The sequence below is a fragment of the Citrobacter sp. JUb117 genome (assembly GCF_024809055.1).
Lineage (GTDB): Bacteria > Pseudomonadota > Gammaproteobacteria > Enterobacterales > Enterobacteriaceae > Citrobacter > Citrobacter gillenii.
In genome coordinates this window covers 305194-317186 of record NZ_JANUFB010000001.1, presented here as the reverse complement: position 1 = coordinate 317186, position 11993 = coordinate 305194, and the positions used below count along the sequence as shown (strand labels likewise).

The 11993-nt window shown below is 53.2% G+C and carries 9 protein-coding genes; 6 read left to right on the top strand and 3 right to left on the bottom strand.

Going from position 1 to position 11993, the window contains the following annotated elements:
* Positions 1–177 precede the first annotated feature (177 nt).
* Positions 178–1413, top strand: coding sequence for a molybdopterin molybdotransferase MoeA (gene moeA / locus M2374_RS01510; RefSeq protein ID WP_137400341.1), 1236 nt, complete (start codon positions 178–180; stop codon positions 1411–1413).
* On the top strand, positions 1413–2162 hold the full coding sequence (gene moeB, locus M2374_RS01505; protein WP_096757738.1) for a molybdopterin-synthase adenylyltransferase MoeB: 750 nt from the start codon (positions 1413–1415) through the stop codon (positions 2160–2162). The genes moeA and moeB overlap by 1 nt, the downstream gene beginning before the upstream one ends.
* Positions 2163–2248: 86 nt before the next feature.
* On the opposite strand, the gene fsa is transcribed toward moeB, so the two are convergent.
* Positions 2249–2911, bottom strand: a complete 663-nt coding sequence (fsa, locus tag M2374_RS01500; RefSeq protein WP_181219274.1) for a fructose-6-phosphate aldolase — start codon at positions 2909–2911, stop codon at positions 2249–2251.
* Positions 2912–3044: 133 nt separating this feature from the next.
* On the opposite strand from fsa, the gene M2374_RS01495 reads away from it, so the two are divergent.
* The 3 genes from M2374_RS01495 (at position 3045) to M2374_RS01485 (ending at position 7398) form a co-directional block, all read left to right on the top strand.
* Positions 3045–3944, top strand: coding sequence for a glycyl-radical enzyme activating protein (locus M2374_RS01495; protein ID WP_146717123.1), 900 nt, complete (start codon positions 3045–3047; stop codon positions 3942–3944).
* 5 nt (positions 3945–3949) lie between these two features.
* The gene (locus tag M2374_RS01490; protein ID WP_115258980.1) at positions 3950–6382 is read left to right on the top strand and encodes a formate C-acetyltransferase/glycerol dehydratase family glycyl radical enzyme; all 2433 of its coding nucleotides are present in this window, start codon (positions 3950–3952) and stop codon (positions 6380–6382) included.
* 200 nt (positions 6383–6582) lie between these two features.
* Entirely contained in the window at positions 6583–7398 is an 816-nt protein-coding gene (locus tag M2374_RS01485) for a Cof-type HAD-IIB family hydrolase (RefSeq protein ID WP_117341682.1), read from the top strand.
* A gap of 39 nt (positions 7399–7437) precedes the next feature.
* On the opposite strand, the gene M2374_RS01480 is transcribed toward M2374_RS01485, so the two are convergent.
* The gene (locus M2374_RS01480) at positions 7438–9369 is read right to left on the bottom strand and encodes a M48 family metalloprotease (protein WP_181490407.1); all 1932 of its coding nucleotides are present in this window, start codon (positions 9367–9369) and stop codon (positions 7438–7440) included.
* A gap of 270 nt (positions 9370–9639) precedes the next feature.
* Between M2374_RS01480 and M2374_RS01475 the strand changes: the two genes are divergently transcribed.
* Positions 9640–10902, top strand: coding sequence for a DUF1479 domain-containing protein (locus M2374_RS01475; RefSeq protein ID WP_181688337.1), 1263 nt, complete (start codon positions 9640–9642; stop codon positions 10900–10902).
* Positions 10903–10971: 69 nt separating this feature from the next.
* Here the strand turns inward: M2374_RS01475 and M2374_RS01470 are convergent, their stop codons facing one another.
* Positions 10972–11826 (bottom strand): hypothetical protein, encoded by an 855-nt coding sequence (locus M2374_RS01470; protein WP_249414489.1) that lies wholly within the window; start codon positions 11824–11826, stop codon positions 10972–10974.
* Positions 11827–11993: the final 167 nt, after the last annotated feature.

Genomic DNA, 11993 nt, shown 5'->3' with positions numbered 1-11993 from the left:
GAAACGTGGTTATAAATAGCAGAATTTCGGTGAGTTATTGATTCGATTTTCGAATATAGAAAGATGCAGACGTCATGTAAAGATAAAGGCCTGCACCTAAGACTGAGGTGGCATACTGTCTGCGTCTGTTTTCTGACATAATGATCGGATTCGATTTTGCCTCGCAGGAGTCTTCTCATGGAATTTACCGCCGGACTGATGCCGCTCGAAACGGCACTTTCACAAATGCTGTCGTCGATTACCCCACTCACCGCCGTTGAAACACTGCCGCTGGTGGAATGCTTTGGTCGCGTGCTGGCAACCGACGTCGTCTCACCGATTGATGTGCCGGGATTCGATAACTCGGCAATGGACGGTTACGCGGTGCGTTTAGCGGATTTGCAATCCGGTCTGCCGCTTGCTGTCGCAGGTAAAGCCTTTGCCGGTCAGCCTTTTCATGGGGAATGGCCTGCGGGAACCTGCATCCGCATTATGACCGGCGCACCGGTGCCCGCCGGCTGCGAAGCCGTGGTGATGCAGGAACAAACAGAACAAACTGATGATGGTATTCGTTTCACCGCAGAAGTTCGCGCCGGACAAAATATTCGTCTACGCGGAGAAGATATTGCTCACGGCGCGGTGGTGTTTGCCGCAGGGACGCGTCTGACAACCGCTGAGCTCCCTGTGCTAGCCTCGCTCGGCATTGCCGATGTGCAGGTTGTGCGTAAAGTGCGCGTGGCGCTATTTTCTACCGGTGATGAGCTACAGCTGCCAGGCCAACCGCTGGGTGACGGTCAGATTTATGACACCAACCGCCTGGCCGTACACCTGATGCTGCAACAGCTGGGCTGTGAGGTCATCAACTTAGGTATTATCCGCGACGATCCTCACGCCCTGCGCGCGGCGTTTATCGAAGCCGACAGTCAGGCCGATGTGGTGATAAGCTCCGGCGGTGTATCGGTCGGGGAAGCGGACTACACCAAAACCATTCTCGAAGAACTCGGCGAAATTGCCTTCTGGAAACTGGCGATTAAGCCGGGTAAACCGTTCGCGTTCGGTAAATTGAGCAACAGCTGGTTTTGTGGCCTGCCGGGCAACCCGGTCTCTGCGGCCCTCACCTTCTATCAGCTGGTGCAACCGCTGCTGGCAAAACTGAGCGGCAACACCGCCAGCGGATTACCCCCACGCCAGCGCGTACGGACCGCATCACGCCTGAAGAAAACGCCTGGCCGTCTGGATTTCCAGCGCGGCGTATTGCAGCGTACAGCTGATGGCGAACTGGAGGTCACTACCACCGGTCATCAGGGCTCGCATATTTTTAGCTCCTTTAGCCTTGGCAACTGCTTTATCGTTCTGGAACGCGATCGCGGCAACGTTGAAGCCGGAGAATGGGTAGACGTCGAGCCATTTAACGCGCTGTTTGGAGGCCTGTAATGGCAGAACTCAGCGACCAGGAGATGCTGCGTTATAACCGGCAAATCATCCTGCGCGGCTTCGACTTTGACGGTCAGGAAGCGTTAAAAGAAGCGCGGGTGCTGGTCGTAGGACTCGGAGGACTTGGCTGCGCCGCAACTCAGTATCTGGCGGGCGCAGGCATCGGGCATTTAACCCTGCTCGACTTTGATACCGTGTCGGTTTCCAATCTTCAGCGCCAGACGTTGCATAGCGACGCGACCGTCGGGCAGCCAAAAGTGGAATCGGCACGCGATGCGCTGGCGCGTATTAATCCACATATCACCCTCACACCGGTGAATGCGCTGCTTGACGATGCTGCGATGCATGCGTTGGTTGTAGAGCATGACCTGGTGCTGGATTGCACCGATAACGTCGCCGTGCGCAATCAGCTGAACGCTGCCTGCTTTACGGCAAAAGTGCCACTGGTGTCCGGCGCGGCCATTCGTATGGAAGGACAAATCACCGTCTTTACGTATCAGGAAGGTGAAGCCTGCTACCGCTGTTTGAGCCGCCTGTTCGGTGAAAACGCCTTAACCTGCGTGGAGGCCGGTGTGATGTCACCGCTGATTGGCGTAATCGGGTCGCTGCAAGCGATGGAAGCCATCAAGTTACTGGCAAACTTCGGTAAACCGGCAAGCGGTAAAATCGTGATGTACGATGCGATGACCTGCCAGTTCCGGGAGATGAAGCTGATGCGCAACCCGGGGTGTGAGGTTTGTAGTCGGTAAAAAAGTCGGGTGGCAGCTTCGCCTTACCCGACCTACAACGGCTCGAACGTAGGCCGGGTAAGCGTTAGCGCCACCCGGCAACAGCATCAGATCGACGTACGTCCAAATGCGCTCTGCCAGTCGTGCGCAAATTTCGCCATGGCGGCATCCACGGCCGGGGAGCTAATTAGCTGCTGCGCCACATCCAGCGGCAGCGTAATGGCTTCACAGCCAGCTAACAGGCAGTCCAGCGCCTGACGCGGGGTTTTAAAACTGGCAGCCAGTACTTTGGCGTGCGGCGCGTGCATTTTCAGTAAGTTCTGTAAATCAACCACCGTCTGAATACCATCCCCGCCCTGCGCATCCACGCGGTTAACATACGGCGCAATGTATTCGGCCCCTGCCAGCGCAGCTAACAGCCCCTGTGCTGCACTGTAAACCGCGGTGCCCAGCGTTGGGATCCCCTCTTTCTTCAGCAGCTTAATCGCCGCCAGCCCTTCTGCGGTCACCGGTACCTTCACCACGATATCGGGAATCATTGCCCGCAGTTTATGCGCGTCGCTGACCATGCCCTCAGCGGTCGTTGCCATCACCTGAGCAAACAAACGCCCCTGCCCGCCAGTCGCGTCATGCAATTCCGGGAGTAACACCTCCAGCGCCTTTCTACCTGCCGCCACAATACTCGGGTTTGTGGTGACACCTGCCAGCGGAAAAATACGCGCCAGGGTTTTCACCGCATCCACATCAGACGTATCTAAATAGAGTTCCATAACCGTTCCTCAAAACTGATCGTTAGCATGAATCAACGGTAGCACGACGAAACCGCGCGGTTAGTTGACTCACGTCAATATAACTTTCATTCGAAAGTAATTTAATCTTTATACGAAAGAAGAGAGGCCGCTTATGATTTTCAATATCCAGCGCTATTCCACCCACGATGGTCCCGGTATCCGCACGGTAGTCTTCCTTAAGGGATGCTCTCTGGGTTGTCGCTGGTGCCAGAACCCGGAGAGTCGTGCCCGTACGCAGGATCTGCTGTATGACGCGCGTCTGTGTCTGGAGGGCTGTGACCTGTGTGTTCAGGCTGCGCCTGACGTCATTCAGCGCGCCCTCAACGGCCTGCTTATTCATCGTGAAAAATTGACCGATAAGTCGCTCACCGCACTGACCCACTGCTGCCCGACCCAGGCGCTTACCGTCTGTGGTGAAGTAAAAAGCGTAGAGGAGATAATGTCCACCGTGCTGCGCGATAAACCCTTCTACGATCGCAGCGGTGGTGGGGTAACGCTCTCCGGCGGTGAGCCATTTATGCAGCCGGAGCTGGCTGCGGCGTTGTTCAAAGCCAGCCATGAGGCGGGTATTCATACTGCGGTCGAAACCTGCCTGCACGTACCGTGGAAGTACATTGAACCTTCATTAGCGTACATCGATCTGTTTCTTGCCGATTTAAAACACATCGCCGATGTGCCGTTTAAGCAGTGGACTGACGGCAACGCCGCTCGCGTGCTGGAGAATCTGAAAAAACTGGCCGCTGCCGGAAAAAAAATGATTATTCGCGTGCCGCTGATTCAGGGCTTCAATGCCAACGAAGAAGCCATTAAAGCCATTACCGATTTTGCCGCCGATGAACTTCACGTCGGTGAGATTCATTTTTTGCCCTATCACACCTTGGGCATCAACAAATACCACTTACTCAGCCAACCCTACAACGCCCCGGACAAACCGCTGGATGCGCCTGCACTGCTCGAATTTGCCCAGCAGTATGCCAGCCATAAAGGTTTAACCGCGACCCTACGAGGATAACCGCCATGACCACACTGAAACTGGATACACTCAGCGACCGCATCAACGCACACAAAACAGCCCTGATCCACATTGTGAAGCCGCCGGTGTGTACCGAGCGCGCCCAGCACTATACCGAGATGTATCAACAGCATCTGGACAAACCGATCCCGGTACGCCGCGCGCTGGCGCTGGCGCATCATCTGGCGGAACGGACTATCTGGATCAAACATGACGAGTTGATTATCGGTAATCAGGCAAGCGAAGTCCGCGCCGCACCAATATTCCCGGAATACACCGTATCGTGGATTGAAAAAGAGATCGACGATTTGGCCGACCGACCAGGAGCCGGCTTTGCGGTCAGCGAAGAGAACAAGCGCGTACTGCATGAAATCTGCCCGTGGTGGCGCGGTCAGACCGTACAGGATCGCTGCTACGGCATGTTTACCGACGAACAAAAAGGCCTGCTGGAAACCGGCATCATCAAAGCCGAAGGCAACATGACTTCCGGCGATGCGCACCTGGCGGTGAACTTTCCGCTGCTGCTGGAAAAAGGCCTTGATGGTCTGCGTCATAAAGTCGACGAGCGTCGCTCGCGCATTAACCTGACCTGCCTGGACGATCTCCATGGCGATCAGTTCCTGAAAGCCATTGATATCGTACTGGATGCCGTTAGCCTGCATATCGAACGTTTCGCCAGCCTGGCACGTAAAATGGCAGCAACTGAAACCCGTGAAAGCCGTCGCGATGAGCTGCTGGCAATGGCAGAAAACTGCGATGTCATCGCCCACGAACCGCCAAAAACCTTCTGGCAGGCACTGCAACTGTGCTATTTCATCCAGCTTATCCTGCAAATCGAATCGAACGGTCACTCGGTGTCGTTTGGCCGCATGGACCAGTATCTCTACCCGTTCTATCGTCGCGACGTGGAGCTGAACCAGACGCTGGACCGCGAGCACGCCATTGAGCTGCTGCACAGCTGCTGGTTGAAGCTGCTGGAAGTGAACAAAATCCGCTCCGGCTCCCACTCGAAGGCATCCGCGGGCAGCCCGCTGTATCAAAACGTCACTATCGGTGGTCAGAATCTGGTTAACGGCCAGCCAATGGACGCGGTCAATCCGCTCTCCTATGCCATTCTGGAGTCCTGCGGTCGTCTGCGTTCAACCCAGCCGAACCTCAGCGTGCGTTATCACGCCGGGATGAGTAACGATTTCCTTGATGCCTGCGTGCAGGTCATTCGCTGCGGCTTTGGCATGCCGGCGTTTAACAACGATGAAATTGTTATCCCGGAATTCATTAAGCTGGGTATTGAGCCGCAAGATGCCTACGACTACGCAGCCATTGGCTGCATCGAAACCGCCGTGGGCGGGAAATGGGGTTACCGCTGCACCGGCATGAGCTTTATTAACTTTGCCCGTGTGATGCTGGCCGCGCTGGAAGGTGGTCGCGATGCCACCAGCGGTAAGGTGTTCCTGCCGCAGGAAAAGGCGCTCTCGGCGGGTAACTTCCACAACTTCGACGAGGTGATGACCGCCTGGGATACTCAGATCCGCTACTACACGCGTAAATCCATCGAGATTGAGTATGTGGTTGATACCATGCTGGAAGAAAACGTCCACGACATCCTGTGCTCTGCGCTGGTGGATGATTGCATTGAGCGGGCGAAGAGCATTAAACAGGGCGGCGCAAAATATGACTGGGTATCCGGTTTGCAGGTCGGGATTGCTAACCTTGGCAACAGTCTGGCTGCCGTGAAAAAGCTGGTCTTCGATCAGGGTGTTATCGGTCAGCAGCAGCTGGCGGCAGCCCTGGCAGATGACTTTGCAGGCCTCACGCATGAACAATTACGCCAGCGTCTGATCAACGGCGCACCGAAGTACGGTAACGATGATGACAGCGTCGACACCCTGCTGGCCCGCGCTTACCAGACCTATATCGACGAACTGAAGCAATATCATAATCCGCGTTACGGTCGCGGTCCGATCGGTGGTAACTATTACGCCGGAACCTCCTCCATCTCGGCAAACGTACCGTTTGGCGCGGCAACAATGGCAACGCCGGATGGCCGTAAAGCGCATACCCCACTGGCAGAAGGCGCCAGCCCGGCCTCCGGTACCGACCATCTCGGCCCAACGGCGGTGATTGGCTCAGTGGGCAAGTTGCCGACCGGCGCGATCCTCGGCGGGGTGCTGTTAAACCAGAAGCTGAATCCGGCTACACTGGAAAATGAGTCCGATAAGCAGAAGTTAATGATCCTGCTGCGTACCTTCTTTGAAGAGCACAAAGGCTGGCATATTCAGTACAACATCGTCTCTCGTGAAACGCTGCTGGAAGCGAAAAAACACCCAGATCAGTACCGTGACCTGGTGGTGCGTGTAGCTGGCTACTCCGCCTTCTTCACTGCCCTGTCTCCGGATGCACAGGACGATATCATCGCCCGAACAGAGCATATGCTGTAATTTCCCGTAGGCCGGATAAGACGTTTTCGCGTCGCTATCCGGCAGCGATACCGCTTCAATGCCGGATGGCGCTGACGCTTATCCGGCCTACAACTGTGCTGTAATAGACGACGGGGAAACTTTCATTCGAAATTAAATTTGTGCTACAGGTCACATTGTTATTAGAATGTTTCTGGTTGCAGTGAAAGCCAGGAGCATATATGACCATCAACGTTATCGTCACCGACATGGACGGCACTTTTCTCGACGATGCCAAGCAGTACGATCGCCAGCGATTTATGGCGCAGTATCAGCAATTGAAAAAACGAGATATTGAATTTGTCGTGGCCAGCGGCAACCAGTATTACCAGTTGATCTCCTTTTTCCCTGAACTCAAAGACGAAATCTCTTTTGTCGCAGAGAACGGCGCGCTGGTGTATGAACACGGCAAACAACTTTTTCATGGTGAGCTTACCCGCCACGAATCCCGTATTGTCATCGGCGAGTTATTGAAGGATAAGCAGCTGAATTTTGTCGCCTGCGGACTGCAAAGCGCCTACATCAGCGAAAATGCCCCGGAGGCGTTTGTGGCGCTGATGTCAAAACACTACCATCGCCTGAAACCGGTTAAGGACTTTCAGGACATCGATGATGTGCTGTTCAAGTTCTCACTGAATTTACCTGATGGGCAAATCCCGTTGGTTATTGACCATTTGCATACAGCCCTCGACGGTATCATGAAGCCGGTGACCAGCGGGTTTGGCTTTATCGATCTGATAATCCCAGGTTTACATAAAGCCAACGGTATCAGCCGCCTGCTTAAACGCTGGAACCTGTCACCGCAGAATGTAGTTGCCATTGGTGATAGCGGCAACGATGCGGAAATGCTGAAAATGGCACACTATTCCTTTGCCATGGCTAATGCCGCCGACAGCATTAAAGCAATTGCCCGCTACCAGACCGATGACAACAATCATCAGGGCGCACTGAACGTGATTCAGGCCGTACTCGACAACACCTCACCGTTTAACGGCTGACATAAACCCGGAGTCCGTACTCCGGGTTTTACATCCCCATCAGAAATCCTCCAGCTCAGCGCGAGCGTGGGCAGAAACAATGTATTGCCCGATAAGCGTCAGCAGCGCTTGCGCATCCAGCTTAACCTTTCCATTTTCCTGCTGGCGTAACACATCGCCGGCCACCACGATTGCAACCGCATGTTTTCGCGGGTTAAAGCGAATAACCTGCATAAACCGTTTGGTGGTGAGATTCGGTTGATAATCATCGTCCATGAAGAATTCAATCGTCATCGAACTGGAAATAATCGTCAGGTTATAGTCGGCAATATTTTTTAGCGGTAGCGGCTGAGGCAACCACGGGCTGGCGATCGCGTCCTGCGTCAGCACCAGTAGCGGCTGTCGCGTTCGTCGTAAGGTGATAATGCCCAACAGCCCAAAGGTAATTCCGCCGAAAGGAATCAACACGCACCAAGGGCTGACCGTTTTGAACAGCAGCAAAGCCCCACCGCCCAACAGCATCACCAGGCCCGCAATTATCATATACCATGCCACTTTCGCACTCATCCACAGCGCCACCGAGCCTGTTGCCAGCCCGGCTTCGGCTTCAAGTGTCTGGCGATAGACCTTACGTTGCGCGGTGATTTTTGTCGACAGGGTGCGTGAAAGCGATAGGCTCAACACATCCGCATCGGCGAATAGACCACCGAAAAAAGCGTTATCACCTGCGGCAACCGGGCGTAAAGCCCGCGCCAGAAGTTCACTATCGAGCGGTACTGTCAGTGCCGCAATACGTTCACGCGTCGTCGGATGGCTATCCATTGGATGCGCTATTTCATTATCGAGACTGTTCTGCAGCGCAAACGGTCCGATTTTCTGTAACGCGACAAGCAGATCGACAAGCCAGTTGGTGCTGGTCACACGCCCATGCAAAAGCTCCTCCAGAAATCGGGAAACCGGCACATCCAGCACCGATATCCGTAGTAACGCCGACGCGAACGCCGCTGGAGATGAGACTTTTGCACCCATATTATCCGCCGCATATTCACGGATCCTGGCCCAGTCACTGACCGCTTCATGGAAGGTCTGCAAAAACCATAGGCCCATATCCAGCGACGGGCGCAGCACAATGCGGTCAAGCCAGGAAATCCCCTGCGAGCTGCTCGCCATCTGTTCAAGACTGTTTTGCATCCCGGCATACAGAGGAACGAAGCGCAGGCTGTACTGCGTATCCTCGCCGGTAAAATGTCCCAGCTCATGGCCAATCACCGCTGCCGCTTCCGCGTCATCCAGCAATGCCATATAGGTTAGCGGCAAGTAGAGCGTATTACCCGTGAGTCGTTTGCCCTCTTCAATTTGTACGGTATTGGCGGTGACAAAGAAGCCGTCAAAAAATCCGACCACGATATTGTCAGGCAGCGTCAACTCTGCACGCCGGGTGACGTCACGTATCCATTGCCAGAGCGCCGGGTTATTCGAGACGGTGACATTCACCCCGTAAATCTCCGTATCGTCAGGTTGAAAGAGAGCGAAACAGCGTCTGATGGAAGTCAGACTTTTTAATAGCATCCAGAGGATCGCGCCGACGGCGACCAGGATTACCGCCGCCAGTTTGAACCCACCCGCCCCGCCAAAATGCGACATCAGCCAGGTAACTTCCGATAACGCCAGACAAATCGCCGCCAGTCCGCAGGTCACAATTTCAGCGGCCATCATAAAAGGCAACAGGCGACGGCAACGCGTAAATGTGCGAATCAAGATGCTTTGGGAATGGCGCGAAGCGCGGGCGCTGGTTGTACATAGCCCCACTGCCGCCCCCACAACAAGCAAAGCCGCACCGCCAAGCGCTATCGCCAACATCGCTAGCGCCTGTCGGAGCAGCCCCTCAGCATCGCCTTCGAGAACATCGGCTACCCGCCAGTACTGCCATAGCGCATAACTAAGAATGCAGACTGGAACGGTGAAGAGATGAAGCGTGCCTTTTCTTTCCATTGAAAAATATCCTTTTATCAACCTGCACCGCCCTCTTAGTGCTGGCCTTTAGCGGGCAAAATCTCCCAGAGCAAAGAAGTATAGATAGTCCCACTTGTTGCTGGTTAACGTTTTTATCCAACAGCCCCCATTTTATCGATAGGTCAGCCCAACGCTCACTTACCCATCCGCGCGCCTTACTGATTTTTAAACTTGCATTAACTTACTTTTAACTTATATTATCATTTGCAAGTTAAATTAGTTTCGAATGAAAGTTCATGCGAGGTGGTTATGGCTCTTACTTTTACCAGCGACACGTTGCCTGCCGATCACAAAGCGGCAATCCGTCAGATGAAGCGGGAACAGCGGGCGCAGCTTGGCGACGTCCAGCAGATCTTCAGCCAGATTAGCGAGACCATCGCCACCCGCGTGGCGGAGATCAACGCGCTTAAAGCACAGAGTGACGCGGTCTGGCCGGTACTGCCATACGCCGATATTCAGGCGGGCACCGTCACCGCTGTGCAGCGAGAACTGATTAAACGTCGTGGATGTGCGGTCATTAAGGGTCATTTCCCCCGCGAGCAGGCGCTGGGTTGGGATCGCTCAATGCTCGATTATCTCGACCGCAACCGCTTTGACGAGGTCTACAAAGGACCGGGGGACAATTTTTTCGGCACCCTGAGTGCATCGCGTCCTGAAATCTTTCCGATCTACTGGTCACAGGCACAAATGCAGGCCCGCCAGAGTGAAGAGATGGCTAACGCACAGTCGTTTCTTAATCGCCTGTGGACTTTTGAAAGCGAAGGTAAGCAGTGGTTTAACCCGGACGTCAGCGTGATCTATCCTGACCGTATTCGTCGCCGCCCGCCGGGAACCACCTCCAAAGGGCTCGGCGCACATACAGATTCCGGCGCACTGGAGCGCTGGTTGCTTCCGGCATATCAGCGCGTTTTTGCTTCTGTTTTTAACGGCAATCTGGCCGATTACGATCCGTGGCAGGCGGCGCATCGCACTGACGTCGAAGAGTATACGGTCGATAACACCACCAAATGTTCGGTGTTTCGCACCTTCCAGGGCTGGACAGCGCTTTCCGATATGTTACCGGGCCAGGGGTTGCTACATGTGGTTCCCATTCCTGAAGCGATGGCTTATGTGCTGTTACGCCCACTGCTGGATGATGTTCCGGAAGATGAACTGTGCGGCGTCGCGCCAGGAAGAGTGCTGCCGGTTTCAGCGCAATGGCATCCCTTACTCATCGAGGCGTTAACCAGCATTCCGCAACTGGAAGCCGGCGATTCCGTATGGTGGCATTGTGATGTGATCCACGCCGTTGCGCCGGTGGAGAACCAACAAGGCTGGGGCAACGTGATGTATATTCCCGCCGCACCAATGTGCGAAAAAAATCTCGCCTATGCCCACAAGGTGAAGGCCGCGCTGGAGAAAGGTGCCTCGCCGGGGGATTTCCCGCGTGAAGACTATGAAACAAACTGGGAAGGACGCTTTACCCTGGGGGATTTGAATATCCACGGTAAGCGCGCGCTGGGGATGGAATAATCCTTCCCCTTTCAACGCCTTTAAAACAGTCCGGTTTTCTTCATTACGTGATAAAAACCGGATATTTTTTTATTCTACTGATACTGCAACCAGTTTCCATTTATCATTTTCTTTGAGCATAGTAACGTTAATCTCGCCGGATTCTCCATTTTTAAAAACAACGCTTCCAGACAAAGAACCAACATCATTTTCTACGTTGAAACTATCAAAACTGTATTCACTAATATCATCAAAATGAATAGACTCGGTTACAAGCTTAAAATCCTCACTGCCCATTTGTCTTTGCAGAGAAGAAGAGCTTGCCTGATAAGCCTGAACATATTGTCCATCACGGAGCAAGTCTATCTCTGATCGCGCAGCATCCTTCAATTCACCCATCGAAGAAAAGAGGAAAGTACCCAAGCCAATAAAAATAATCAGTGCGGCAATCACCGCTCCCGCAATAACAAATTTTCTTTTTTTCTTGTCTGCTAACAGACCACGAACCTGCCATCCCGCATCACGAGCCATATCAAAAATAGGGTCCGTAATTTCCGTTGATGCAAATTTATAGCTGTCAATTTTACCGAAGCTACCGTCTTCTTTTTTACCCCAGGATCCCCCAGCAGAAAACTCAAGACGTTTCCCGATTTGGACAGATTTGCTCAATCTGAACCCACCCAAATCTGCATCCCACTCAACATCGGTAGTTTTTTCCCGATAGCTAATCTGATTTTTACTTTCATTGAAAAACAGTCTTAGCTCATATTGTTTTTGCAATCCGTATTGACTGAAATAATCTTTCCACTCAGCATCTACGATATTCCAGGATGCAACGATATCATCGCCATCTTCACATAAAATGAAAGGATGCTCGTTGTTGTTGTTTAAACTCAGTAATTTTAATTTAAGATTGGCTAAAGAAAGCGGTTCCATCTGACTCATTTCCTTTCCTTGTGTAGGTAGTTATGGAAAGTATCTTAGCCACAATTGTGGCTAAGATTAATCAGCAGAACTTTTTTTCAGAAAAGTGCGGGGGTGGAATTATAAGTAAGTGACCGGGGTGAACAGGTGCAGCCAACACACCTGTAACACGAAAGACGACGGAATAA

Bases quoted from the DNA above. Each gene is read 5' to 3' on its own strand.
- moeA (WP_137400341.1), top strand. From the start codon at position 178: ATGGAATTTACCGCCGGACTGATGCCGCTCGAAACGGCACTTTCACAA.
- moeB (WP_096757738.1), top strand. From the start codon at position 1,413: ATGGCAGAACTCAGCGACCAGGAGATGCTGCGTTATAACCGGCAAATC.
- fsa (WP_181219274.1), bottom strand. From the start codon at position 2,911: ATGGAACTCTATTTAGATACGTCTGATGTGGATGCGGTGAAAACCCTG.
- M2374_RS01495 (WP_146717123.1), top strand. From the start codon at position 3,045: ATGATTTTCAATATCCAGCGCTATTCCACCCACGATGGTCCCGGTATC.
- M2374_RS01490 (WP_115258980.1), top strand. From the start codon at position 3,950: ATGACCACACTGAAACTGGATACACTCAGCGACCGCATCAACGCACAC.
- M2374_RS01485 (WP_117341682.1), top strand. From the start codon at position 6,583: ATGACCATCAACGTTATCGTCACCGACATGGACGGCACTTTTCTCGAC.
- M2374_RS01480 (WP_181490407.1), bottom strand. From the start codon at position 9,369: ATGGAAAGAAAAGGCACGCTTCATCTCTTCACCGTTCCAGTCTGCATT.
- M2374_RS01475 (WP_181688337.1), top strand. From the start codon at position 9,640: ATGGCTCTTACTTTTACCAGCGACACGTTGCCTGCCGATCACAAAGCG.
- M2374_RS01470 (WP_249414489.1), bottom strand. From the start codon at position 11,826: ATGAGTCAGATGGAACCGCTTTCTTTAGCCAATCTTAAATTAAAATTA.